The 23,663-nt window shown below is 67.5% G+C and carries 24 protein-coding genes; 9 read left to right on the forward strand and 15 right to left on the reverse strand.

Annotated features, from left to right (window positions below; translation table 11 throughout):
* Nucleotides 1–26 precede the first annotated feature (26 nt).
* Together HPC46_RS00570 and HPC46_RS00575 are read right to left on the reverse strand one after the other, a co-directional pair.
* The gene (locus tag HPC46_RS00570; protein ID WP_179466269.1) at nt 27–2,042 is read right to left on the reverse strand and encodes an O-antigen ligase family protein; all 2,016 of its coding nucleotides are present in this window, start codon (nt 2,040–2,042) and stop codon (nt 27–29) included.
* Nucleotides 2,039–2,662 carry a YtxH domain-containing protein gene (locus tag HPC46_RS00575; protein WP_179466270.1) on the reverse strand — a complete coding sequence of 208 codons (624 nt, stop codon included), beginning with the start codon at nt 2,660–2,662 and terminating at the stop codon, nt 2,039–2,041. Before HPC46_RS00575 ends, HPC46_RS00570 begins: the two co-directional genes overlap by 4 nt.
* A gap of 223 nt (nt 2,663–2,885) precedes the next feature.
* Between HPC46_RS00575 and HPC46_RS00580 the strand changes: the two genes are divergently transcribed.
* The 3 genes from HPC46_RS00580 (at nt 2,886) to HPC46_RS00590 (ending at nt 7,280) form a co-directional block, all read left to right on the forward strand.
* The gene (locus HPC46_RS00580; RefSeq protein ID WP_179466271.1) at nt 2,886–4,247 is read left to right on the forward strand and encodes an alkaline phosphatase family protein; all 1,362 of its coding nucleotides are present in this window, start codon (nt 2,886–2,888) and stop codon (nt 4,245–4,247) included.
* Nucleotides 4,248–4,315: 68 nt separating this feature from the next.
* Complete coding sequence (locus HPC46_RS00585) at nt 4,316–5,572, forward strand: glycosyltransferase family 4 protein (protein ID WP_179466272.1); 1,257 nt, start codon at nt 4,316–4,318, stop codon at nt 5,570–5,572.
* Between the two features lie 328 nt (nt 5,573–5,900).
* Nucleotides 5,901–7,280 carry a sugar transferase gene (locus tag HPC46_RS00590; protein WP_407665455.1) on the forward strand — a complete coding sequence of 460 codons (1,380 nt, stop codon included), beginning with the start codon at nt 5,901–5,903 and terminating at the stop codon, nt 7,278–7,280.
* 28 nt (nt 7,281–7,308) lie between these two features.
* Here HPC46_RS00590 and regX read toward each other — a convergent pair whose 3' ends face one another.
* From regX to HPC46_RS00620, 6 genes are all read right to left on the reverse strand, one after another.
* Nucleotides 7,309–7,995, reverse strand: a complete 687-nt coding sequence (gene regX / locus HPC46_RS00595) for a two-component sensory transduction protein RegX (RefSeq protein ID WP_108053022.1) — start codon at nt 7,993–7,995, stop codon at nt 7,309–7,311.
* Nucleotides 7,992–9,200, reverse strand: a complete 1,209-nt coding sequence (locus HPC46_RS00600; protein WP_179466274.1) for a sensor histidine kinase — start codon at nt 9,198–9,200, stop codon at nt 7,992–7,994. The genes regX and HPC46_RS00600 overlap by 4 nt, the downstream gene beginning before the upstream one ends.
* A 131-nt stretch (nt 9,201–9,331) precedes the next feature.
* Complete coding sequence (locus HPC46_RS00605) at nt 9,332–10,078, reverse strand: phosphoglyceromutase (protein ID WP_005143361.1); 747 nt, start codon at nt 10,076–10,078, stop codon at nt 9,332–9,334.
* 13 nt (nt 10,079–10,091) lie between these two features.
* The gene (locus HPC46_RS00610; protein ID WP_179466275.1) at nt 10,092–10,634 is read right to left on the reverse strand and encodes a type III secretion system chaperone family protein; all 543 of its coding nucleotides are present in this window, start codon (nt 10,632–10,634) and stop codon (nt 10,092–10,094) included.
* Nucleotides 10,634–11,929 carry a D-inositol-3-phosphate glycosyltransferase gene (gene mshA / locus HPC46_RS00615; RefSeq protein WP_179466518.1) on the reverse strand — a complete coding sequence of 432 codons (1,296 nt, stop codon included), beginning with the start codon at nt 11,927–11,929 and terminating at the stop codon, nt 10,634–10,636. The genes HPC46_RS00610 and mshA overlap by 1 nt, the downstream gene beginning before the upstream one ends.
* Before the next feature lie 52 nt (nt 11,930–11,981).
* Nucleotides 11,982–13,265: an ROK family protein gene (locus HPC46_RS00620; protein WP_179466276.1), complete on the reverse strand. Its 1,284-nt coding sequence runs from the start codon at nt 13,263–13,265 to the stop codon at nt 11,982–11,984.
* 198 nt (nt 13,266–13,463) lie between these two features.
* Here HPC46_RS00620 and HPC46_RS00625 point away from each other — a divergent pair, with 198 nt between their 5' ends.
* Complete coding sequence (locus tag HPC46_RS00625; protein ID WP_179466277.1) at nt 13,464–14,213, forward strand: SDR family NAD(P)-dependent oxidoreductase; 750 nt, start codon at nt 13,464–13,466, stop codon at nt 14,211–14,213.
* On the opposite strand, the gene HPC46_RS00630 is transcribed toward HPC46_RS00625, so the two are convergent.
* The 3 genes from HPC46_RS00630 to HPC46_RS00640 form a co-directional block, all read right to left on the reverse strand.
* Nucleotides 14,197–15,579, reverse strand: a complete 1,383-nt coding sequence (locus HPC46_RS00630) for a L,D-transpeptidase (RefSeq protein WP_179466278.1) — start codon at nt 15,577–15,579, stop codon at nt 14,197–14,199. The two genes, HPC46_RS00625 and HPC46_RS00630, sit on opposite strands and share 17 nt — an antisense overlap.
* 61 nt (nt 15,580–15,640) lie before the next feature.
* Nucleotides 15,641–16,594 carry a hypothetical protein gene (locus tag HPC46_RS00635; protein ID WP_179466279.1) on the reverse strand — a complete coding sequence of 318 codons (954 nt, stop codon included), beginning with the start codon at nt 16,592–16,594 and terminating at the stop codon, nt 15,641–15,643.
* A 154-nt stretch (nt 16,595–16,748) separates the two neighbouring features.
* The gene (locus HPC46_RS00640) at nt 16,749–17,909 is read right to left on the reverse strand and encodes a UDP-N-acetylmuramate dehydrogenase (protein WP_325096521.1); all 1,161 of its coding nucleotides are present in this window, start codon (nt 17,907–17,909) and stop codon (nt 16,749–16,751) included.
* Between the two features lie 26 nt (nt 17,910–17,935).
* On the opposite strand from HPC46_RS00640, the gene HPC46_RS00645 reads away from it, so the two are divergent.
* From HPC46_RS00645 to HPC46_RS00665, 5 genes are read left to right on the forward strand one after another with little or no spacing between them, the layout of a single operon-like run.
* The gene (locus HPC46_RS00645) at nt 17,936–18,442 is read left to right on the forward strand and encodes a DUF2505 domain-containing protein (RefSeq protein WP_179466280.1); all 507 of its coding nucleotides are present in this window, start codon (nt 17,936–17,938) and stop codon (nt 18,440–18,442) included.
* A gap of 21 nt (nt 18,443–18,463) precedes the next feature.
* A complete protein-coding gene (locus HPC46_RS00650) occupies nt 18,464–18,976 on the forward strand; it encodes a DUF2505 domain-containing protein (RefSeq protein ID WP_179466281.1) in 513 nt (170 codons plus the stop codon).
* Entirely contained in the window at nt 18,969–19,748 is a 780-nt protein-coding gene (locus HPC46_RS00655) for a class I SAM-dependent methyltransferase (protein ID WP_179466520.1), read from the forward strand. The genes HPC46_RS00650 and HPC46_RS00655 overlap by 8 nt, the downstream gene beginning before the upstream one ends.
* A 9-nt stretch (nt 19,749–19,757) precedes the next feature.
* On the forward strand, nt 19,758–20,579 hold the full coding sequence (locus HPC46_RS00660) for a carbon-nitrogen hydrolase family protein (protein WP_179466282.1): 822 nt from the start codon (nt 19,758–19,760) through the stop codon (nt 20,577–20,579).
* Nucleotides 20,576–21,523, forward strand: coding sequence for an LmeA family phospholipid-binding protein (locus HPC46_RS00665; RefSeq protein WP_325096522.1), 948 nt, complete (start codon nt 20,576–20,578; stop codon nt 21,521–21,523). The genes HPC46_RS00660 and HPC46_RS00665 overlap by 4 nt, the downstream gene beginning before the upstream one ends.
* Here HPC46_RS00665 and deoC read toward each other — a convergent pair.
* The 4 genes from deoC to HPC46_RS00685 form a co-directional block, all read right to left on the reverse strand.
* A complete protein-coding gene (gene deoC, locus HPC46_RS00670; protein ID WP_179466283.1) occupies nt 21,520–22,200 on the reverse strand; it encodes a deoxyribose-phosphate aldolase in 681 nt (226 codons plus the stop codon). The genes HPC46_RS00665 and deoC overlap by 4 nt on opposite strands.
* Entirely contained in the window at nt 22,200–22,613 is a 414-nt protein-coding gene (locus HPC46_RS00675; protein WP_179466284.1) for a DUF2599 domain-containing protein, read from the reverse strand. The genes deoC and HPC46_RS00675 overlap by 1 nt, the downstream gene beginning before the upstream one ends.
* 2 nt (nt 22,614–22,615) lie before the next feature.
* Nucleotides 22,616–22,894: a DUF2516 family protein gene (locus HPC46_RS00680; protein ID WP_005143343.1), complete on the reverse strand. Its 279-nt coding sequence runs from the start codon at nt 22,892–22,894 to the stop codon at nt 22,616–22,618.
* Between the two features lie 104 nt (nt 22,895–22,998).
* Complete coding sequence (locus HPC46_RS00685) at nt 22,999–23,610, reverse strand: heparin-binding hemagglutinin (RefSeq protein ID WP_179466285.1); 612 nt, start codon at nt 23,608–23,610, stop codon at nt 22,999–23,001.
* Between the last annotated feature and the right edge of the window lie 53 nt (nt 23,611–23,663).

The raw sequence follows: 23,663 nt of genomic DNA on the forward strand, positions 1-23,663 counted from the left end.
GCGGTGAATAGCGTTGTCGGTAGCTCTCATTCGGCGGCAACGCGCTCGTCGACCGACGACGGCGTTACGGGATCCGGATGCTCTGTACGCCTACCGCCCACCAGTGCGAACAGCAACATCCCGGTGACCAGCCCGCCGGCAATCCCGATCGCGACAGCGACGAAGACCGTGGTGTTCGTGTGATCGTCGGCCTGCGCGATCTCCATACTGCCGACGGACTCCAGTACGTATTGGTCGTAACCGCTCACCTGGCTCAACCGCGTACTCGCGATGGCCGCGGCACGCTGAACCTCGTCGCGCGCCCGATCCGCGCTGTCCGCCTCGCCGGTGAACGTGAGAAGCCCACGGACGGCATCCGCGTCGATGGTGACACTCGACTGTCCGTCGCGCAGCACTCTTCCCATGGTGGGCAGCATTTCGATCCTGGACCGGACGTCGAGGGCGTACGCGAAATAGCCGTCGGGAGGCTGGGCGGGCATCAGAGTCAAATGCTGGGTCGCCCGGTACACCGAAGTGCTGTTCGCTGTCAGGTACGCCCAGAAGAACGCCCCACCCAGAACGGTGGCCACCAGCCAGATCCCGGCGTTGCGCAGGAACCGCCGGATGATCTCGTCGGACACCGGCCACTGCGGCGCAACTGCTGCGACCATGGCCAGCACCAATGCGAAGGTGCGGAAGTACGACAAATGCAGCCCGACACTGGAAACCGACCACCCGACGATCGCAGCGGCTAGCGCGGCCACCAGAACCCGGTCGGCCGAGCGGGGCTGCGCGATGATCCGCAAGATGACAATCGCCAGGAAGCCCGCGACCATCAGCGTCCACCCGATGAGACCGAACACCCCGGTCTCGGCGAGCAACGACAGATAAAGGTTGTGCGCCGCCAGATTCGGCTCCCGTACCGCCGTGGACACCCGCCCGGCGAAATTGATCACCTCACCGGCGAATGTGCCGGGACCGAAGCCGAAATAGGGCCGCTGCGACCACATCATTGCGGCCTGTTCCTGCGCGGCGAGCCGCCCTAACAGGGACGGGTCGACGTGACTTGCTTCATCGACGCGACTGATCTGCTGGAACATGTCCTGCAGGCGGTTACCGATGCCGGGCACGAACGACGAGGCGAACACCGCGGGAACGGCGACCAGCGACCACCGCCGTACCGATCGCTCAGAAGCGATGAACCACACCACCATCGCGACGCCGGCCGACAGGAATGTGCCGCGCGACTGCGTCAGGTAGATACCGGCCAGCAGCGCGAGAATCGACAAGACGACCAGGGTCACCGCCCTGCGGTCCGACGCCCGCAGCGACCGCGTCAGCAGCGCCGCCGCCAGCGGCAGACCCATGATCAGGTGCCTGCCCCAGAAGTTCGAGTCGGGTAGCGGGCCGCCGTATCGCGGCGTCGTCACCAGTTCGCCGGAAGACGTTGTGACGATGGAGAATCCGCCGAACGAGTTGGAGCCACCGAAGACGACGAAGTCGATCACGGTGAGGACCGACAACAGGGCCAGGACCGTGACGATGGTGATCGCGACGGTCCATGGCCGCGCCGTCATCTGGGCCAGCATCAGCACCAGCATCAGAAAGAGCAAGTCAATAGCGGTGCGGCGCACCGACGAAAGCGACGCCGCCAGGTCGGTGCTGCCCATCGCAGCCACCATCTGGGTCGCCAGGAAAACAGCCACCAAGCCGGCGCAGATCACTGTCCAGACATTGAGCCGGGCCCGTAGCTGCGGATCGCGCAGGCCGAGCACGACCGCGAGGAGTCCGAGCGCCATCGATGCCTGGAAAACCGGAACAGTGCCGTGTTGCTCGAGCACGCCGGAGAGATTGCTCGCCTCGATGGCGACCATCGCGATGAGCGCGAGCAGGGGGCGCCGCGCCGCGTACACCAAGCCGACGCCACCGATCAGAGCGGCGATCACGAACAACGGGCTACGCGATCCGAACATGACCACAGCCACGATCGTCGCGGCACCACCGACGAGGGCCATCGCCGCGAGTTCGCCGGACTGGGGCGTGGCCCGGATCGACCCGGTCATAACCCGGGTAGCACCTCTTCGCGAATCGGGCCGGTACGACCAGACGCCGGGTCATTTCGCCGATCTCGCGAGCGGGCGACGATCCAGCCTGCGCCGCCGCCGACAAGCAATCCGCCGAGTGCCACGGCTGCGGCGACCTGCGAGCGGCGCGGGCTCGGCAGCGGAAGAGCATTGTTCTGCGGCGGCCACATCACTTTCACGGCGTAGGGCGCAGCCAATGACGCGACTTCTGGTGTGGCCCGGTTCAATACGTCGTTCAGGCCCGCCTCGGCGGCATCCGCCGAGTGAGCCACCACCGTGACGACCACGATCGTGGTATCCGGCAGCGCCGCGGCGGACAGCGAGAGATCGGCCTGCGGGACCTTGGCCGCATTGGCCGCCGACGGCACCCAGCGAGCGTCGTTGTAGAGCACCGCGGCCGTCCTGCTGACCTGGCCCCGGGTGAGCACCTCCCAGAACGCCGAGGACTGCTCAGTGGTCAGATCCGGCGCCGGCAGAAGCGCGACATTGGCCGATGCTTGGTACCAGTGCGGTTGCGGGGCCAGGAAGTATCCCAGTGCCGCGCCGACGATGGCGCCGATGAACGCGAAGACGGCAATCGTCCTGCGATGCTTGGTCATGTCCGGTCCTTCAGTCTCGCCGTGCCGCGCACAAGTTGTCGTCCACCCGATTTTCTCGTTACCGATGTACTCGGGTGCTGGTCACAATACAGCGCCGTCTGAACTGGGACGACTGTTGATTGGCCTGTCGGCCCGGCGAACTTCGGGGAGGTAACTGCGGCGCCCCTCGACGCGACGGCGCTCATGCTATCTTCACGCCAGGACCTACCGGGTGGAGTTGCCGATGCGACGGACAATCCAGATCGAATTCAACGAGTTGAGTCCGACTCTGATCGACGAGTTCATCGACGCAGGCGAGTTGCCGAATTTCCGGAAGCTGCGGGACTCCTCGGAGGTCTTCGTCACCGACGCCGCGAGCGAGATCAACCTCGAGCCGTGGGTGCAGTGGCCGACGTTGCACACCGGCATCCCGGACCGCGATCACGGTATCCAGCACCTGGGCGAAGCGGATCTGGTCGCGGGGCGCGGGATCGCCCGTGAACTGGCCGCTGCCGGGTTCACAGTCGGCATTTTCGGCTCGATGAACATGGACTACGGACCGCTGGACGGGTTTGTCATACCCGACCCGTGGAACGCGGAGCTGACCCCGCATCCCGCCGACATCAAGGCGTTCACCAACTTTGTGGTGTCTGCCGTGCAGGAGAACTCGTCCGATCAGCTGGACAAGCGGGCCGCACTGCCCTTCGCCAGATACCTCGCCACACATGGCCTGACGCCGGCCACCGCCCGATCCACGGTGCGGCAGCTCCTCCAAGAACGCCGCGACCCGGGGGTGAAGTGGCGACGGTCGTTCGCCCTGGACGCCATGTCGTACGACGTCTTTCGCAATCTGGTCCGCCGTCACGAGGTCGCCTTCGCCACCTTCTTCTCCAATTCGACAGCCCACCTCCAGCACTACTACTGGCGGAACTTCCGGCCCGAGATCTTCTCGCTGCCGTCGCCGGCGGAGGACCACACGTCGCTGGCGGACGCGATGCTCGAGGGTTACCGCAACAACGATCAGCTCATCGGGCGCTTCTTGGCCGACTTCCCCGACGACCGCCTGGTGTTCGCCACCGCGCTCAGTCAGCAGCCCTGGGACACGACCAAGTGCACCTACCGGCCCAAGGACTTCGACCAGTTGCTCCGGCTCATCGGCATCGACATGACCAGTGCGGACGTTGCGCCGCTGATGGCTGAGGAATTCTTGCTGTCCTTCCCCGACGAAGCGGCCGCTGCGCGCGCCATCGCGCACCTCGACCAATGCCGAGTCGGCGATGATCCGCTGTTCCGTATGCAGGACGCCGAGGGGCCACGATTCAAGGCGGGCTGCGCGATCAACGAATGGTCGCAGGCCCGCACGATGATGACGCTGCCCGACGGCAAGCAGGTTCCGTTCGACGAGTACTTCTACCGAATCCACAGCCTTCGCAGCGGCCGCCACCATCCCGACGGCTGCTTCTGGGTACAGTCCGCGACGCCTCGCCGGGTCGACGAACGGATCCCGCTGACGTCGGTGGCTCCGACGATCCTGCGGCTTTTCGGTGTCAACGCGCCTTCGTACATGAAGGAGGCGCAGGTCGCGTTGTCCTGCTACCCGAAATGACTACGCCGACCAGCCCCCCAGCCTGACGAGTTCGGGGCAAATTTTCGCAGATTAGCTAACATCACGCGGTGGCTGTTGCGCTGATCAGTGCCGTCGACCCCTATCCGACCGATGCGGGCAAGAAAGTCGTCCTCGCGGGGTTCATCGACTACCTCAGCGAACGGCACGGGCACGACAACGTGCACTACATCAAAGTCGGCGCACCGCCACAACAGCAATTTCCGGTTCAGGTGCACGTCGTGCCCGGCCCCAGCCGCGCCCAGGTGCTCGGCAATCTCGTCACCAAGGTCGCCACCGGCCGGGCCAGTCTGCAGGAAGCCTTCCTGGGTTCCCGGCGGACCGCCGCGGGCATCTCCGAAATTCTCGGCAAGATCCGCCCTGATCTGCAGGTATACGACACCGTCCGGATGGCTCAGTACGCATCCGACCAGGTGGCAGCCACCCAGGTCTGCTATCTCGACGACCTGTTCTCCGAGCGCTACGAGCGAATGTTGGCAGCCGCCGAACGCTACGGCGAGATCAACGTCAGCCCGCTGGGTAACTTCGCCGAACATGTGCCCGCGAAGCTCCGCCCGCTGGCCAACCACCGGCATAGCCAGACGCTGCTGTTGCGCGCCGAGCGGTCGCTGGTCCGGCGCAGCGAGGACCGCACGGTGCACCGGTTCCGTCGCTCGCTGTTGGTCAACGCCGACGAGGCGAGCGTGCTGGCCGACCGCTCGAGTGCGCCGGATGATCGCATCCGCAGCGTTCCGCCGCTGGTGATGGCCCCTGCCTCGCCCCAGCGGCACTGGGACGGCGAACCGGAGTTCGTCTTCCTGGGACTGCTATCCCTGCCGCACAACGATGATGGTCTGCGCTCGTTCTTGCGCACAGCCTGGCCGCAGATCGTCGAGCGATTGCCCGGCGCGCGGCTGCGGGTCATCGGACGCGAGGCCCGGCCCGAGTTGTCCGAGCTGGCGGCGACGCTGCGCGACAGCGTGCAGGTCGACGGGTACGTCACCGACCTCGGCGAAGCTCTCGGCGGGGCGGCCGCCCTGGTCAATCCGGTTCGGTTCGGCTCGGGCATCAAGCTGAAGGTGGTCGAGGCCCTCGGCCGCGCCCTGCCCGTGGTGTCCACCCCCATCGGCGCGGAGGGCATCGCCAGCGGCCCGGGCACAGGCGTGCTGGTGAGCGCAGAGCCCGCCGAATTCACCGAGCTGCTGTGCTCGCTGACCAACCCCGCCTACAACGCCGAAATCTCGGCGCAGGCGCGCGAACACTTCCTCTCCCGGTATTCACGGCCAGCGGTCTTCGCTGCCTATGACGACGCCTTCGGCACGGACTGACAACGCCCAGCAGCACGTTCTGCTGATTATTTGCTGAATCTGCATCACTCTGCACAATACAAGTGACGCACGCCATTCGCGGTTGCGGTTGCCATGCGGCCTAAGTGGAGTTACGGTGCAGTTAATAGCAGTTCTCCGATAACAAGGGCGGATTTTCGCTGTGTTGGCCGAACAGTCCGATAACCACACGTCAGTTGGTAATGACTGGGACAAAGATATTCGCCAAAACTCGACCTCGCCGTTATTTTTCGAGAACAGCATCCCTGCTCTGTGGCCTGAGAAGCGGGCCTCGCGGCGCGAGGTACGACACGTTCGGCATTCCAGGCGGATGGTCGTCAGTGACGCCGCGATTATTTGCGTAACGTTGGCCACCGCGACGGTGTCGGTGTTTGCCGGCAATCCGGATGCGCTGCTGAACTACGCGGTGGGATCGGCCGGTCTGGCTGCGCTGTGGATGGCCGCCCTGGGCCTCAACGGCTACCGGGCGCGCCGCGTCGTCGGCCGCGGCGTCGGTGAGTGCACCAGCGTCACGCTGGCCACGCTGCAGGTGTTTGGCCTGATCGCGATCGGCGCGCTGCTGCTGCACGTCGACGTCTCGCGGGCCTACCTCGCCATCGCATTCCCGGCCGGACTGATCGGCCTGCTGCTCACCCGCCGCCACCGGCGCCGGGTTGAGGCCGCCGAACTCAGCCGTGCCGAGCACCAGGTTTCGGTACTCGTCGTCGGTAGCTCGAGATCGGCCGCCGACGTTGCGGCGACCTTTGTTCGTGACCCCCGCGCCGGGTACCGCGTCGTCGGGATCTGCACCCCCGCCGGACCGACAGCGCAGGACCACGGCATCGACGTCGACGGGCAGTCCATCCCCGTCGTCGGGATCGATCAGGCGATCGCTGATGCCGTGCGCCGCACCGGGGCGCACACCGTCGCCCTGGCGGCCACCGACCACCTGCACCCCACCGAGATCCGCCGGTTGATCTGGGAGCTCGATTCCCTGGGCGTGGATCTGCTGATCGCCCCCGGGCTGGTCGACATCGCCGAGGACCGGCTGCACAGCCGGCCGGTGGCGGGCATGGCCATGTTCGAGGTGACCAAGCCGCAGCATGAAGGGGCGAACTCGGCGGCCAAGCGGGCCTTCGACATCGTCTTCGCGACGACGGCGATGATCGCGATCGCGCCGCTGTTCGCAGTCGCGGCGCTGGCCGTCCGGCTGTCCAGCCCCGGCCCGGTGTTCTACGTGTCCGAGCGGATCGGCCTGCGGGGCACCACGTTCAAGATGCTCAAGTTCCGCAGCATGGTCGACGGCGCCGACGCCGGCGCGTCGGCGATGATCGCCGCCGACGGCAGCAGCCCGATTTTCTGGAAGCCGAAAGATGATCCGCGAATCACGTGGGTCGGCAAGATCATCCGCAAGTACAGCATCGACGAGCTACCCCAGTTCATCAATGTGTTGCGCGGTGATATGAGCGTGGTCGGCCCTCGGCCGCAGGTTCGCCGCGAGGTCGACTCCTACGACTACCTGGTTCGTCAACGGTTGACCGTCAAGCCCGGGCTGACCGGTCTGTGGCAGGTCAGCGGACGCTCGGACCTCCAGCTCGAAGACGCCGTCCGCCTGGACCTCAGCTACATCGAAAACTGGTCACCCATCAAGGATCTGGTGATCATCGGCAAAACCGTCAAGACGGTCCTCAGCGGCGAGGGCGCCTACTAGATCAGGCGCCGCCACCGCCAACGAGGTCCTAGCCCTCCAGCTTGTAGCCCAGCCCGCGCACCGTGACCAGGTGCACCGGGTTGGCCGGGTCGGCTTCGATTTTCGACCGCAGGCGCTTCACGTGGACGTCAAGGGTTTTGGTGTCGCCGACGTAGTCCGCGCCCCACACCCGGTCGATGAGCTGACCACGGGTGAGCACCCGCCCGCTGTTGCGCATCAGGTACTCCAAGAGGTCAAACTCTTTGAGCGGCAAAGTAATCGGCTCGCCGTTCACCGTGACGACATGGCGCTCGACATCCATGCGCACCGGCCCGGCCTCCAGGATGGCATCGCCGATACCGGAGTCTTCGGTGTCGCTGCCGCGGCGCAGCACGGCACGGATGCGGGCGATCAGCTCGCGCGCCGAGTAGGGCTTGGTGACGTAGTCGTCGGCACCGAGTTCCAGACCGACGACCTTGTCGATCTCGCTGTCGCGAGCGGTGACCATGATCACCGGCACACTGGAGCGGGCGCGCAGCTGCTTGCAGACATCGGTACCGGTCATCCCGGGCAACATGAGATCGAGAAGCACGATGTCGGCGCCGGATCGGTCGAATTCGGCAAGGGCTGACGGGCCGTCACCGACCACAGTGGCCTCGAACCCCTCCTTGCGGAGCAGAAAAGCCAGCGGATCGGCCAGGGACTCTTCGTCCTCCACGATCAACACATTGGTCATTGGCGTAGTGCCTCCTCGTCAATGGCCGATTGATCGGCCGGTTCGTCTTCGTCGTTGTTGGGATAGGCGGGTATGGACAGGGTGAACGTCGAGCCTGTTCCCGGCTGGCTCCACAGCCGGATACTGCCGTTGTGATTGGCCGCCACATGCTTGACGATGGCCAACCCCAGGCCGGTGCCGCCGGTGGCACGGGAGCGCGCTTTGTCGACCCGGAAGAATCGCTCGAACACGCGCTCCTGATCGGCGCGGGCGATGCCGATTCCCCGGTCGGTGACTGCGATCTCGATGTTGTCGCCGCGACGACGGCGGCTGATCGAGACCTTCGATCCATCAGGCGAGTAGGCGATCGCATTGGAGATCAGATTCGCCAGCGCGGTCACCAACAACGACTGATCGCCCAGCACCCGAAAGCCGCTCGGCGCGTCGGTGGTCACCTTGATATCGGCGTTGTCGGCGGCCACCTTGTGGCGCGAAATAGCCTCGCTGACAACAGAATCCACGTCGATTCCGTCGAGGTCCGGCAGGGGCTCGGCACCCTGCAGACGGGACAGCTCGATCAACTCACCAACCATGTTGGCCAACCGCTGGGACTCGGTGAGGATCTTTCGGCTGAAGTGGTGCACGGTCTCGGGATCTTCGGCCGATTCCAGCAGCGCCTCGGCCAGCACGCCCATCGCGGCGACGGGCGTCTTCAGCTCGTGACTGACGTTGGCCACGAAGTCGCGCCGGCTGGCTTCCATCCGGGCCTGCTCGGACTGGTCGTCGACGTAGACCACGGCGAAGCGCGGGTCCTGCTTGCTCAGCAGCCGAACATGTCCGCGCACCGACAGCCCCGAGCGGCCGGTTGCCGCTCGCTGCGGCTGCTGCGATAGGTCGACCTCGACGCCCTCACCGGTGGCCAGCACATGCTGGGCGGCGGCCCAGGCCCGCTCGTCGAGCTGGCGGTCACGCACGAGACCGAGTTCCGTGGCGCGGTCGTTGATGAAGACCACGTCGCGGTGGGAGTCGACGACCACCATGCCGATCGGCGCGAGCGACACGACGTGCTGCAACATCTGCGACACCGTGATGCCCGCTTCGGTGATCGCGCGGCGCTGCCTGCGCTCCAGGATGCGTGGAGTGAGAGCGGCCCCGATCCCAAGACCGAAAGCGAGCGCTACCAGCGCCGCTGCGGTGACCAGTAGTGCCACCGAGACAACACTCACAGGGAAAGCGTACGCATCCGGTGAACGTCATCCCAGCAGCGTGCGGCTAAATCGGGTCACGTCACACTCTCAGCACGCATGTATTCCGCCCCCGTTTACCCGGTGTTTCCCAAACCGGGTGGATCAGCGGACTATTTGGCGCCCTGGCTGGCCACCGCGGCGGCACCGGCGGCAGCGGCCTCCGGATCGAGGTAGGTGCCACCTGCGACGCGCGGCTTCAGATCGGCGTCCAGGTCGTAGCGCAGCGGGATGCCGGTCGGGATGTTCAGGCCAACGACCTCGGCGTCAGACATGCCGTCCAGGTATTTCACCAGCGCCCGCAGCGAGTTGCCGTGCGCCACCATCAGCACCGTCTTACCGGCCTGCAGATCCGGGACGATCGTCTCGGTGAAGTACGGGACGAACCGGGCGACAACGTCGGCCAGGCACTCCGTCAGCGGGCCGCCGCCGATGTCGGCGTAGCGCGGGTCGGCGTCCTGGCTGTAGGTGCTGCCCCGCTCGATCGGCGGCGGCGGCGTGTCGTAGCTGCGCCGCCACAACATGAACTGCTCCTCGCCGTACTTCTCCTTGGTCTCGGCCTTGTCCAGACCCTGCAGCGCGCCGTAGTGCCGCTCGTTGAGCCGCCAGTTGCGGGTCACCGGGATCCACAGCCGGTCGGCGGCGTCCAGCGCCAGATGCGCCGTCGTGATCGCGCGGCGCAGCAGCGAGGTGTAGAGCACGTCGGGCAGCACGCCCTGCTCGGCCATCAGCTTTCCGCCGCGCACCGCCTCGGCCCGGCCCTTGTCGGTCAGGTCGACGTCCACCCAGCCGGTGAACAGGTTCAGCGCGTTCCATTCGCTCTCGCCGTGCCGCAGCAGGATCAGTGTGGAGTCAGCCATGCCCGAAATCCTCTCACGGGCGCGATTCGTCGTCCTGGCTGCGCGAGGACTCTGCATCGTCGTCGTCGATCAAGTGCTCGAAGGCCTCCAGGTTCTTCAGCGATTCACCGCGCGAGACCCGCCACGCCCATTCCTTCTGGATGGACGACTTGAAGCCGAGTTCCAAAAGGGTGTTGAAGTCGGTGTCGACGGCCTCGAGGACCTGCCCGAGCACCCGGTCCAGCTCGTCGGCGGTCACCGCCTCCAGCGCCATCCGCCCGACCAGGTAGATATCGCCGGCGTTGTCCAGCGTGTAGGCCACGCCGTAGAGCCGGCGGTTGCGTTTGAGCAGAAACCGGTAGACGCCCTCATGATTCTCGTCGGGCTGGCGGCAGACGAACGCCTCGACGCGCACCGAATGCTCGCCGATGCTCAGCAGGGTGTTCGTCTTGAGCTTGCGCTCCCCCGGCAGCTCGACGATCAGTCCCGGTAGGCCGCCGTGGGCACCCTCATGGCGGCTGTAGACCAGACCATGTTCGGTCAGCGCGTCCTCGATGGTCTGCCGAACGTCACCCATCAGGCCCTGACCCCGCGGCGCATCGACCAGCGCCGGCTGTTGCGCCGAGCCAGCGCGTCGCCGGCCGCACCGCGCCGACGGGCACTGCCGTAATCGCTGATCGCACGGCCATAGCTGGCGAGCAGCCCGTCGACGGTGTCGTCCCAGGAGAAGCGCCGTGCGTGCGCGACGGCAGCGCGGCTGAGCTCGCCCGGGTCACGCCGCAGCAACCCGTCGATCGCGCCGGCCCACTGGGCGGGGTCATGGCTGGACACCAGGGCCCCGCTGACACCGTCGGCCACTGCAACCGGCAGCCCGCCCACCGCGGCGGCCACCACCGGCGTTCCGCAGGCCTGCGCTTCGACCGCGACCAATCCGAACGATTCCGAATAGCTGGGCACCGCAACCAGATCGGCGGCCCGGTACACCTTGACCAATTGCTCGCGCGACTGCGGGGGAAGGAACGTCACCCGCTCAGCGATACCCAATTCGGCGGCAAGACCCACCAACGCATCGGGTGCGGCCAACCCGCTGCCGGACGGCCCGCCTGCGACCAGCACGCGCACCCCGGGCAGCTGCGCCGCCGCGCGCAGCAGCACATCGGGTGCCTTCAGCGGCTGGATGCGACCGACGAAGGCGACCACGGGCTCGTCGGCCCGCAGACCGAGCGCAGCCCGCGCGGCCGCCCGCTCGCCGGGGACGAACGTCTCGAGGTCGACGCCCGGATACACCACGTCGATCCGCCGCGGGTCGGCGTTGTGCAGCGAAATCAGTTGGTGGGCTTCATCTTCGGTGTTCACCACCAGCCGGTCGGCCTCGTCGACCACCTGCTGCTCACCCACCGAACGCAGCGGTGGCTCGGGCGAATCGCCCTCGGCCAGCGCGGCGTTCTTCACCGCGGCCAGGGTGTGCGCGGTGTGGACCAGCGGCACCGCCCAGCGATCGCGCGCCAGCCAGCCGACCTGACCCGACAGCCAGTAGTGCGAATGCACGATGTCGTAGTAGCCGGGCTCGTGGTTGGCCTCGGCACGCAGCACGCCCGCGGTGAACGCACACAGCTGAGTCGGCAGATCGTATTTGTCGAGCCCTTCGAAGGGGCCGGCCACCACGTTGCGCACCAGCACCCCGGGGGCCAGGCGAACCATCGGCTGATCCGACGAGGACGTCGCCCTGGTGAAGATCTCCACCTCGACGCCGCGGCGGGCCATGTGCAGCGCGGTTTGCAGGACGTAGACGTTCATGCCGCCGGCATCACCGGTGCCGGGCTGGGCCAAAGGCGAGGTGTGCACCGACAACACCGCAACGCGTCGCGGCATCCCATCGGCCGAACTGTCAGTCAGTTCCCGGGCGTACCGCACGCCTCCATCTTTACACCGCGGTGTCGCGGCGATTCTGCGCCCGTCTCAAAGCGCCGATCGGGTCCGCGTACAGCCCGCCCAGCGAGACGATGCCGGCACCGGCTTCCTGCACCCGGTTGCCGAATGCGGTCACCCGGATGTCGCGGGTCGGCAGCCCCGAACGCGCGGCGAACGCCGCCTCGACCAACTGCATGCCCTCGGGGTATTCGGTGAACGCCTGGCCGCCCACGACGAGGTCGTCGGGGTTGAGCATGTCGCGCAGCAGCGCCACCGCGCCGCCCAGCACCCGCGCCCGCTCGGCGAGCAACGCCCGGGCACCGACCGCGGCAGGTGTGGCCCCCTGGCGGGCGGTGCGCAGTAGCGTCGCCATCGAGGCCCCCGGGCCGGCGGCGGGCACGATGCCCTGCGTGCGCGCGGCGGCCAGCACGGCCTCATCGCTGACCGTCGACTCCAGTTGTCCACTGCCGCCGAGCAATTCGGAGGCCACCGGCAGTGCGGCGATGGTGCCGGGGCCACTGGACGGGCTGTGCACCCGACCCCCGATCACCAAGGCGAAGCCGACGGTTTCACGGGCGTAGACGTACAGGCTGCTCGATGTCGGGGCAGGCGGGCGCCGCAACCCGAGCAGAACTTCCGCTCCCGCCATCGCGTCCACATGCGATGCCACCGACACCGGCAGGCCCAACGCCTCGGCGAGCACCGGACCGACCGGGGCCTGGGCCCAGCCGAGCCGGCCGTGGTCGACGTGTCCGGTGACGCTGTCGACCACACCACCGATCGCGACGCCGATCCACAGGGGGCGGCGGCGATGCCAGCGACTCAGATAGCGCCGGGCGCTGCCGGCCAGCGAGGCCAGTGCCGCGGCCTGCCCACCCCGCGGTGTCGGGGTCTCGACGGCGTCGAGGGTGCGACCGAGCAGATCGGTCGCGACGATGTTGGTGGTCCGCGCGCCGATGTGGACGCCGAGGGTCAGGAACGGCTCGTGGTTGACCTCGACCGGAACGCGTGGCCGACCGATGGCGCCGGATACGGCGAGGTCGGCGCGCTCACGAAGGATGCCGACGTCCAACAGGGCGGTGACCTGGCGGTTCACCGTGGCGATCGACAGATTGGTGACCTGGGCGATCACATCCCGGCCGATGGCACCGCGCTGGCGGACCGCCGCGAAGACCGACGCGACGGCGGCCTCGGGGATGCGCAGCGACGGGGCTACGACGTGGTGGCGGGTCCGCAGCGGATGCGGACGAGCAGCGACGCGAAGCGGATCGTGGGAAGAAAGGGCGACGGTGCGCATTCGGGGGTGTCCTTCTCGAGTCTCCAGTGGGGGCTGATGCCACACCTGGCGACGTGAGCTGGACGAGAGAAGAAACTGTCCGTATCTGTCAGGCGCAGCGAATCGCGTGACAACAACACGCGGTGTGCGCGGCCAGACAGCTGGCCAGACCGAAACGGATCACGCAGAGAAAATAGCACAGTTACTAGAGTTGGACCGATGACGACTCCAGACGCCCATTCCCGGGTGGCCGTGGTCACCGGCGCCAGCTCAGGTATCGGTGAGGCGACCGCCAGAACCCTTGCTGCCCTTGGCTTTCACGTCGTCGCAGTGGCGCGCCGGGCGGACCGCATCCAGCGCTTGGCCGACGAGATCGGTGGAACCGGCGTCGTGGCCGACGTCACAGACGACGCCGCCGTCACCGCGTTGGCAGCCGGTTTGCCGCGAGTGGATGTGCTGATCAACAACGCCGGCGGCGCCAAAGGCCTGGAACCGATCGCCGAGGCGAACGTCGACAACTGGCGCTGGATGTGGGAGACCAACGTCCTCGGGACCCTGCGGGTGACACGGGCATTGCTGCCCAAGCTCGTCGAATCCGGCGACGGACTGATCGTCACCGTCACCTCGATCGCCGCCCTGGAGGTCTACGACAACGGCGGTGGATATACCGCGGCCAAGCATGCGCAGGGCGCGCTGCATCGGACACTGCGGGGTGAACTCCTCGGAAAGCCGGTGCGGCTCACCGAGATTGCGCCCGGCGCGGTGGAGACGGAGTTCTCCCTGGTGCGTTTCGGCGGTGACGAGCAGCGCGCCGACGCCGTCTATTCCGGCATCACACCGCTGGTGGCCGCCGATGTCGCCGAGGTGATCGGCTTCGTCGCATCACGGCCGTCGCACGTCAACCTGGACCAGATCGTCATCCGGCCACGGGATCAGGCCAGCGCCAGCCGGTTCAACCGCCGGTCGTAGCGGTACCCGTCGTAGCCGGGGTCGACGTCGTGTCACCTGTCGTCGGGCTCGACGTGGTCGGGGGACTCGTCGTCGTTGTCGTGGTGGTGGGTGTGCCCGACAACGTGGGCGCATCGGTCGGGGTGGCCGGGGCCGTGCTGGGCATGCTCGTCTCCGGCTTGTGAGACGACAACGCTGACATGGAAGTCCACTCGTTCCAGTCCACCGCCCAGTCCCAGATGTCGCCGTCAGCGTAGGACAGCTGGATCGACGTGCCGGTCACCTCGACCGGATCGCCGTACATGGCGGTGCCGAAATACTGTTCGGCGTCGCCGGTGGACAGGTTGATGCAGCCGTTGGTGACGTTGGTGTTGCCCTGGGCACCCGACGAGGCCGGGTTGGCGTGGATGAACTCACCGTTGTTGGAGATTCGCACCGCCCACCGCTCGTGCACATTGCTGTAGCCGGCGGCCTGGTTGGTCATGTAGAAATCCGCGTATTTCTCGCTGACGACGTGGATGCCGCTGCGGGTGACGTTGCGGGGTTTGTCAGCCTCGCCGTAGCTGCAGGGGAAGTCCATGATGACGCCCTCGTCGGTGATCACCTGGATGCGGTGTGAGGTCGCGTCGGCCTTGACGACCTGGCGGCGGCCGATGTCGAAGTCCAGCGTCGAATCTGCCGCCCCGTAGGCGTCCTCGCCGAACTCCACGCCGTAGAGGCGGGCGTCCACGTGGACCTTGGTTCCAGCCGGGTAGTAGTCCCTGGTGCGCCAGTGCACCCGCGAGCCGCCGACCTCGTCGGGCAGCCACGCCCAGCTGCCCTCGACCGGCGGGGTGGTGGTCACGGTCAGCGCCTTCTCGACGCCGGGTTTGTGCTCGTCGTCGATCGCGGCGTCGAACTGCAGGATGATGGGCGCCGCCACCCCGACGGTCTGCCCGTCGGACAACTGGAACTGGCCGTTGACCGTGGTGGTGGGGTCGACAGTGGTGAACGACGCGGCCACCGGCACCGCCTTGCCGTCTCGCCCGACCGCCGAACCCGCCCACGTATAGGAGACGCCGTAGCCCAGCGGCTCGGTGATCGTGAACGCGGTGCGCTCGCGGTCGAGCACCCCGGCGACGGCCTGGCCGTCGGCATTGGTCAAGGTGACGTGCTGCAGCCAGCCATCCTTGACCTGGAGGCTGACCGGCGTCGTCGGCATGACGTCCTTGGTCGCGTCGGCCGGGGTGAAATTCAGCGAAGGCTTGGGCGGGGGGCCTGACGTTGCGGCCTGTTTGCCGGGCCCGCCGCTGACACAGGCGGCCAGTGCGCCCGGGGCGGCCACGCCGAGCACCAGCGCTGTCAACGCGCGTCGCCGATTGATCGGCGGCTGGTCGGCTGGGCTCACGTCAATCCAAGATACGGAACCCAGCCGCCGTGCTGCCAATCCAGCGAGTGTGGTCAAGACCTCACAGGAGGCCGATGAGTTGCCCGAAGGCGCCGACGACGCCGCCGAACTGGGTTCCCTCGAAGTCGATATCGACCGGGTCGATCGTGACTTCCGCGCCGGTGGTCTCATCGACGTAGCTGTAGCCCGGCCAGGTCACCGACACCGGCCTCAGCGGCGCGAAGAAGCCGCCGAACGGGATGCTCACCTGCGCGGGTTCCCCCTGGCCGAAGTTGATCGGCAGAGTCAGCGACTCCTGGCCGAAGAGGACCGCATTCGCCATCTTGGGTCCGCCCTCGAGGAACGCCTGCGCCGCGCCGATGATGTTCCCGTGCTGGACCGCGGTGAAGAACGCGTTGGCGCTGTTGTAGGCCGACGTGGCGCCCAACACGGCGGACCCGGCCGAACTCACCAGGAAGGCGACCGGCTTGGGAACCACCAGCGTGCCGTCCGTGAGCGAGAACTGGACTTTGGCCGTCGGATCCTGCTGCGTCGGCGCCGTGAAGACCTCGTTGCCCGCCAGCCCCAATTTCACCCGGCCCAGCGGGGTGCTCGCGTTCGCGTCCAGCGTCACCGGCCCGCTGTCACCGACGTCAGGAACCGTGGCGCTGATCGACACGGTGATCGGGCCGAACGGAGTATTGATCGTCTGCGTGGTCTCGTTGGTCTGCGAGCTTCCCACGGCGGATTTGCTTGCCGCGGCGGGCCGGGCGTTCGCCACCTTGGCCACCGGCGCCACCCGCTTGGTCGACGCCACGCCGGCCTTGCGCTGGGGCCCGGCATCGGACTTGGTCGACGAGCTCGACGACGTCGAACTCGACGCCGCATGACCCCCGGTGTCTGCCTGGGCGACCGCCGTCGCACCCGCCAGAGCTGCACCCACACCCAGGGTCAGCGCGCCCGCGCCCAGCCAAGTTCGGACGCCAAGCGTGCGGTGCGGTCCGCGCTTCACGATTTTCGTGGTCGCAGTGGCCATCTCAATCCCCCAAAAGTCCTCGAAGCAAACCCGCGCGCGGGACGACACCCACCATTCTCCCCATTTTTAGGCGTACGGGTTAATTTTCAAAATATTCGCATGGCGTGTCGCCACCGGCGTGGTGAATCCCGAGTGAAGGCGGTAGCGCGCCGGCCTACAGCGAACAGCCGACCAGTACGGGTTCGGGCACCAAGGTGATCCCGAACGCGTCTCGCACCCCGTCGCGGACGGTGCGCGCCAGCGCCAGCACGTCGGTCGTGGTGGCGCTGCCGCGGTTGGTCAGGGCCAGCGCGTGTTTGGTCGACAATCGGCACGGCGCGTCATCAGAGCCCGGATAGCCCTTGCCGAAGCCGGCTTGCTCGACCAGCCAGCCGGCGGCCAGCTTGACGCCGTCAGGCGCCGGGTAATGCGGTACCGGATCGTCGCGGCGGGCCTGGAGTTCGTCGAAGCGGGCGGCGGTGACGACGGGGTTGGTGAAGAACGAGCCGACGCTCCAGGTGTCGTGGTCGTCGGCGTCGAGCACCATGCCCTTGCGAGCCCGCAGTTCCAGCACGGTCGCACGCACGTCAGCGGGCTCGGCCCGCTCCCCCGCCGGCACACCCAGCGCGGTGGTCAGCTCGGCATACCGCAACGGGGCCGAGCGGCCGGTCTCGTCGAGGGCGAACTCCACTTCCACGACGACGGCAGCCGTGGAGTTCTTCAGGTCGCTGTGCCGGTATGCCAGCCCGAGTTCGTCGGCTGGGACCCAGCTCACCTGCGAGGTTCGCCGATCCAGCAGCCGGACGCGAGTGAGGTAGTCGCCCACTTCCACGCCGTAGGCGCCGACGTTTTGCACCGGGGTGGCCCCGGCCGACCCGGGAATCCCGGACAGGCACTCCAGCCCGCCCAATCCGGCCGTCACGGCCGCGACCACCACGTCGTCCCAGACAGCACCGGCGTCGGCACGTAGCAGCCCACCCTCGACGCTGACGGCCTGGTTGGCCAGCCGCACGACCGTCAGATCGGTGAGGTCATCGGCGATGACGACGTTGGATCCGCCGGCAAGAACCAGGACCGGACCGTCGGCGGCCCGGTCGACTGCGCCGAGGGCGGCCACGATCTGCTCGGCTGTGGTGCAGGTGATGACCCGGCGCGCGCGCGGGCCGACCCGCAGTGTGGTCAGTGAGGCCAGCGGCACGTCGTCGGCGACCACCGCGCCGGCATAACGGTTCCCCGGGTCGCTTCGCTCCTGCCCACCGTGGCGGTTCCCCGGGTCGCTTCGCTCCTGCCCACTCTGGCGGTTCCCCGGCCCGTCGTGCCCCTGCCCTGCTCCCACGGCCCGTAACGGTAGCCTCACCAGCTATGCCGCGTTCATTCGACATGGCCACCGATTACGAGGGCAGTGTCGAACAGGTGCACCGAGCATTTCTCGACGAGCAGTACTGGTTGGCCCGGCTGGCCGATTCCGGTGCCGACGACGCGACCTTGAATTCGATCCGGTTGACTCACGACGGCGGGGTCGAGGTGACGACCACCCAGGTGCTGCGGGCCGACCGGTTGCCTGCCGTCGTCACCCAGTTTCACCACGGCGATCTCGAAATCCGGCGCGCGGAGAGTTGGACCGGACTGGTGGGCGGCCAAGCCGAAGCCACCGTCAGCGGCAGCATCCCCGGCGCGCCGGTGACATTGGCCGGCAGTGCGCAGCTGGCACCGTCAGAACTGCGGGCGCGCTTGGCTTTTCGCGCCACCGTCGAGGTGCGGATCCCCCTGGTCGGCGGCAAGGTGGAGAATTTCATCGGCAATCAGCTCGTCGACCTGCTGATCGCCGAGCAGCGGTTCACCACGATGTGGATCGCCGAGCACGGCTGACCCCGCAGGTACGGTTGCCTTATGTCCCGTCGCATGGACTACGTCATCGAACTCGACAAGCCGGTGGCCGATCTCTATCAGAGCTTCACCAGCCGACCGTATTGGGAAGACCTGGTCGCCGAACACCAGAAGCACACCGACACCGAGCTTGCCGAGTTCTCCACGGACGAGACCGGCACCGACATCGTGTTCACCCACACGGTGTCGCGCCGGGACATGCCGCCGATGATCGCCGCGGTGGTTCCGTTGCGGCTCACCGTCACCCGTGCACAGCACTTCGACCCGTTCAACCCGGCGACGAATTCGGCCGACGGGCACTACCGGGCGCTGGTGCCCGCCGCCCCGCTGAAATTCGACGGGACATACGTGCTGACCCAGACCGGCAAGGGCAGCGAGCTTCGACTGAGCAGCCTCTGCAAGGTCAACGTGCCGCTGGTTGGCGGCAAGATCGAGCAGTGGGTCCTGGACGGCTTGCGCGGATTGTTCGACAGCGAACGGGATTTCACCCGCGACTGGATCGCCGGCCATCACTAGACCACCACGGCCCGTCGGCGTTCCGACCCGCGGCACCACCAATGCCAACCGGCTGCGGCGGGCCGACCGCTGGCTGGTGAACTCGCCGCGGGTTCGCGCCGCGCTGGAATCGGCCACCGGCCCGGTGATCGTCGACCTGGGTTACGGCCGCTTACCCGTCACCACCCTGGAATTGGCGGCGCGGCTGCGCGCGGTGCGCGCCGACATCAAGGTGATCGGCCTGGAGATCGATCCGCAGCGGGTGGTACCAGGCGTCGACGGTGTCGAATTCGGGGTCGGTGGTTTCGAACTCGCCGGATTGCATCCGGTTCTGGTGCGGGCGTTCAACGTCCTGCGGCAGTACCCCGAAGATGCGGTCGAGGCGGCGTGGACCCAGATGCGGACCCGGCTCGCGCCGGGTGGGCTGATCCTCGACGGCACGTGCGACGAGCTCGGCAGGCGCTGCTGCTGGGTGCTGCTGGATCGCGACGGACCGGTGAGCCTGACCCTGGCATGCGACCCCCGGCATATCGAACGCCCGTCGGATCTGGCCGAGCGATTGCCGAAAGTCCTTATCCACCACAATGTTCCGGGTGAACTGATCCACACGCTGTTGACTCAGGCGGATCGGGCCTGGGCGGCGGCGGCCGGGCATTCGGTGTTCGGCCCGCGCGACCGGTGGCGGGCCATGCTCGCCGAACTCCGCACGGCCGGGATACCGATTGAGGCGCAGCGGCGCAATGCCCGCGATGCGGTGCTGACTGTTCCCTGGTCGACGGTGGCACCGACGTAGGCTGGCGGGATGCGGATTGCCCTGGCCCAATTGCTCTCGGACTCCGACCCTGCCGTGAACCTGAAGCTGGTCGAGGATTACACCCGCCGCGCCGCGGACGCCGGCGCCCAGTTGGTCATGTTCCCCGAAGGGATGATGTGCCGGTTCGGCGTCCCGTTGGCGCCCGTGGCCGAACCACTCGACGGACCGTGGGCCGACGAGGTGCGCCGCATCGCGCACCGCGCGGGCATCACCGTGCTGGCCGGCATGTTCACCCCGGTCCCCGATGGCCGGGTCACGAACACGGTGCTGGCCGTCGGACCCGATGTCGATGCGCACTACGACAAGATCCACATGTACGACGCGTTCGGATTTGCCGAGTCCGATGCCGTGGCGCCCGGCCGGGAGCCGGTGGTGATCAGCGTCGACGGAGTCGGCGTCGGGCTCACCCTCTGCTACGACATCCGTTTCCCCACCCTCTACACCGAGCTCGCCGATCGTGGCGCCCAGCTGATCACCGTCCATGCGTCGTGGGGCGCGGGGCCCGGCAAGTTGGAGCAGTGGACGCTGCTGGCCCGCGCCCGCGCCCTGGACTCGACGTGTTTCGTGGCCGCAGTCGACCAGGGTTATCCGGGCGACGAGATGGCCACGGCGTCCAAAGCGCCGACCGGCGTGGGCGGCAGTCTGGTGGCGTCCCCGCTCGGCGAGGTAGTGGCATCGGCAGGTGACGATCCGCAATTGGTGATCGCCGATATCGACATCGATCGCGTCGCGCCGGTGCGCGAAATGCTCGGGGTGCTGCGTAACCGCTCAGAGTTCGCTCAGACGGATAAGGCAGAATCGCCCAGGTGACGCATCCGCCACAAGGTCCGAGCCATCCCGTCGGCCCCGGCGACCCGACAACTCCGGCATGGCCGGCGGCCCCGGGACAGGGCACCCCCACCGAATACATCCCGCGGCCAGGGGGCCCGGCCGAACCGCCCACGCAGTACATCCCGCAGGTACCGCCGCCGGCATCGCCGCCGCCGCCGCCCACGCAGGCCGAGGAGCCCGAGGAGCCCAAGCGGGGCTTCCTGCGCGACCCGCTGTCGATCGTTCTGTCGTTGATCATCGTGGTGGCGCTGGTGCTCGCCGGGCTGCTCGGCACCGAGCTCTACGTGCGCCATGTCGCCGACACCGTGGTGTCCAGGGCGGTCTCCTGCGTGGTCCAGGACCAGACCAAGGTCTCGTTCGGTGTGCGGCCGTTCATCCTCCAGCACCTGACCAAGCACTACAACGACATTCACGTCGAGACCGCAGGTAATCAGATCCGCCAAGCCAAGGGCATGAAGCTCGATCTGCTCCTCGACGACGTCCGGATCAACCAGACCGCCAACTCGGCCGGGACGATGGGCGCCCTCGACGCGAACATCACCTGGTCCAGCGACGGCATCAAGCAGACCGTGCAGGACGCCATCCCGTTCCTGGGCAGCCTGATCAGCGGGGTCACCACGACGCCGTCCGAAGGCACGATCGAGTTACAAGGCGGACTGGGCAGCGTGATCGTCAAGCCGTCGGTGTCCAACGGCCAACTGAACCTGCAGGTGCTCAGCCTGACCGGGTTGGGCTTCATGCTGCCGAAGGAATCAGTGCAGCCCGCCCTGGACGCGTTCATGACCACGTTGACCAAGAACCTGCCGATGGGAATTCACGCCGACAGCGTCGCGGTCACCGAAGACGGCGTCACCGCGAAGTTCATCACGCGCAACGCGACGATCCCCAACGGCCAGCAGGACCCCTGCTTCGCCGGCGTCTAGCCCAGACCGTCGAGCACCGCGCGCGTCCCCGACAACCCGAGTCGGGTCGCACCCGCGTCGAGCATCGCCAGCGCATGCTCGGCGGTGCGGATACCGCCACTGGCTTTGACCCCCAGCCGACCGCCGACAGTTCTCACCATGATCTCGACGGCCGTCACCGACGCACCTCCGGCGGGATGAAAGCCGGTGGAGGTCTTGACGAAATCGGCGCCGGAATCTTCGGCGGCGCGGCACGCCGCCACCAACATCTGCTCGTCGCCGAGGCGCAGCAGCGCGGCCGATTCGACGATCACCTTGAGCACGGCGCCGGGGACGGCGGAGCGCACTGTCGCGATGTCCGCGGCGACCTGGGCGAAGTCTCGGGCCAGCGCCGCCCCGACATCGATGACCATGTCGATCTCGGCGGCACCGTCACCGACCGCAGCCGCGGCCTCACCGGCCTTGATGCCCGCCAGGTGCTTGCCGGACGGGAAGCCGGCGACGGCGGCGACGGCGAGACCTTCGGGATGAGCCCCTGCGGCTCGGTGCGCGACGGACACCATCGACGGGGACACGCACACCGCGAACACCCCCAGGGCAACAGCCTCTTCTACCAGGGCGACGACGTCAGCCTCGGTGGCTTCGGGTTTGAGCAGGGTGTGGTCGACGAGCGCGGCCACCTCAGCTGGCGAACGCACTAGAACGGCTCGTCCAGACCGCCGGGGTTACAGCCGGCCGCCGTCATCGTCTCGTCATCGACCACCGGCCGGAACGGCTCCAGGTTCCAGCTGGTCTTCCCCGGCTGGCCGAACTCCGCGAAACGGAAGTGGCAGACGAACTGGTCCCGCATCCCGGGGAGGTCGGCATCGGGGGCCAGGGCCAGCACCTCACCCCACGCCTCATCGATCTGCCACGGCGGCTTGAGGAGTTGGGCGGCCGCCTGACGGCCGGCACGCGTGGGATAGACCCGCAGGCTCTTCAGATCCCCCCAGTTCGCCCACTGGACGTGGTCGATGAACGGCGGCGCCGGAGTGGTGTCGGCCGCGGCTGGGGCTGACAGGCTCAGTGCGATGGGGACGACAACCAGCACACCGGCCAGACGGCCTCGCATGGTCAGCGCGACTTCCCCTGGACCTCGAGCAGCTTGGGTCGGACGTCCACCAGGTACACACCGGCGGCCACGGCCGCGATCGCGACACCCATGACGCCGAGGAACAGCGACAACACACCCGCGACACCCAGGATCACCAACCAGACCGGCTTGGTGAGCTTCTCCGCCGCGGTGTATGCATCGGGCCGCTGCATCGCCGCGTGGACGAACGCGTAGATGGTCACCACGGTGACCACCCAGAACACGATCTGAAGAACAAGACCCGCCACACCTTGCAGCATCACAGCTACAAGCGTAGGCGGGTCTTGTCCGTACTGGCGACCGGGCTAGCAGATCGGTCGCTTCCCGGGATATGTCCCGGGTCGCTTCGCTGCTGCCCTCCGAATTACTTCTGGGTGACCTTCTTGGCCGGAGCCTTCTTGGCGGGAGCCTTGGCCGGAGCCTTCTTGGCGGCCGGAGCGGCCTTCTTGGCCGGGGCCTTCTTGGCGGGAGCCTTGGCCGGAGCCTTCTTGGCCGGCAGTTCGACACCGACCAGCTTGGCGGCACGCTCGCCGACGGCACGGGTCTGCGACGACACGTTGCCCAGGGCCTCCTGGGTCAGCTCGACGGCCTGGTCGACGTAACCCTCGGCGCGGGCGGCGACGTCCTTGAGATCAGACTGGCTGCGCAGCCGCTCCAGGGCGGCCTCGCCGCGCTCGACGAGGCTGTTGTAGGTCTCCGTGGCCTGCTCGACGTAGCCTTCGGCGGCCTTGCGCAGCTCCTCGGTGGACAGCTTGCCGCGCAGTTCCTCGGCGCGGGCCGGCAGGTCCTCCTGCAGCTTGGTCAGCGCCGCACGACGCTCTTCGACGCGGGTGGTGGCCTCGGAACGCGCGTCTTCGGCGCGGTCGCGCAGGCTCGCCAGGATCTCGTTGACGGTGGCCAGGGCGAGGTCGGCGGCACCTACCGCGGCGAGCAACGGGGCCTTCAGGTCCTCGAGGTTGGGGTTGTTCTCAGCCATGGTGTGGCTCCTTTCGATGCTTCGATGTTCGAATCAGTTGTCAGTTAACGGTT

This window comes from Mycolicibacterium vinylchloridicum (assembly GCF_013404075.1).
Taxonomy (GTDB): domain Bacteria; phylum Actinomycetota; class Actinomycetes; order Mycobacteriales; family Mycobacteriaceae; genus Mycobacterium; species Mycobacterium vinylchloridicum.

Coding starts and splice junctions, on each gene's coding strand:
- HPC46_RS00570 (WP_179466269.1), bottom strand. CDS start 2,042: ATGACCGGGTCGATCCGGGCCACGCCCCAGTCCGGCGAACTCGCGGCG.
- HPC46_RS00575 (WP_179466270.1), bottom strand. CDS start 2,662: ATGACCAAGCATCGCAGGACGATTGCCGTCTTCGCGTTCATCGGCGCC.
- HPC46_RS00580 (WP_179466271.1), top strand. CDS start 2,886: ATGCGACGGACAATCCAGATCGAATTCAACGAGTTGAGTCCGACTCTG.
- HPC46_RS00590 (WP_407665455.1), top strand. CDS start 5,901: ATGGTCGTCAGTGACGCCGCGATTATTTGCGTAACGTTGGCCACCGCG.
- regX (WP_108053022.1), bottom strand. CDS start 7,995: ATGACCAATGTGTTGATCGTGGAGGACGAAGAGTCCCTGGCCGATCCG.
- HPC46_RS00605 (WP_005143361.1), bottom strand. CDS start 10,078: ATGGCTGACTCCACACTGATCCTGCTGCGGCACGGCGAGAGCGAATGG.
- HPC46_RS00610 (WP_179466275.1), bottom strand. CDS start 10,634: ATGGGTGACGTTCGGCAGACCATCGAGGACGCGCTGACCGAACATGGT.
- mshA (WP_179466518.1), bottom strand. CDS start 11,929: ATGCCGCGACGCGTTGCGGTGTTGTCGGTGCACACCTCGCCTTTGGCC.
- HPC46_RS00620 (WP_179466276.1), bottom strand. CDS start 13,265: ATGCGCACCGTCGCCCTTTCTTCCCACGATCCGCTTCGCGTCGCTGCT.
- HPC46_RS00625 (WP_179466277.1), top strand. CDS start 13,464: ATGACGACTCCAGACGCCCATTCCCGGGTGGCCGTGGTCACCGGCGCC.
- HPC46_RS00635 (WP_179466279.1), bottom strand. CDS start 16,594: ATGGCCACTGCGACCACGAAAATCGTGAAGCGCGGACCGCACCGCACG.
- HPC46_RS00645 (WP_179466280.1), top strand. CDS start 17,936: ATGCCGCGTTCATTCGACATGGCCACCGATTACGAGGGCAGTGTCGAA.
- HPC46_RS00650 (WP_179466281.1), top strand. CDS start 18,464: ATGTCCCGTCGCATGGACTACGTCATCGAACTCGACAAGCCGGTGGCC.
- HPC46_RS00660 (WP_179466282.1), top strand. CDS start 19,758: ATGCGGATTGCCCTGGCCCAATTGCTCTCGGACTCCGACCCTGCCGTG.
- HPC46_RS00675 (WP_179466284.1), bottom strand. CDS start 22,613: ATGCGAGGCCGTCTGGCCGGTGTGCTGGTTGTCGTCCCCATCGCACTG.
- HPC46_RS00680 (WP_005143343.1), bottom strand. CDS start 22,894: ATGCTGCAAGGTGTGGCGGGTCTTGTTCTTCAGATCGTGTTCTGGGTG.
- HPC46_RS00685 (WP_179466285.1), bottom strand. CDS start 23,610: ATGGCTGAGAACAACCCCAACCTCGAGGACCTGAAGGCCCCGTTGCTC.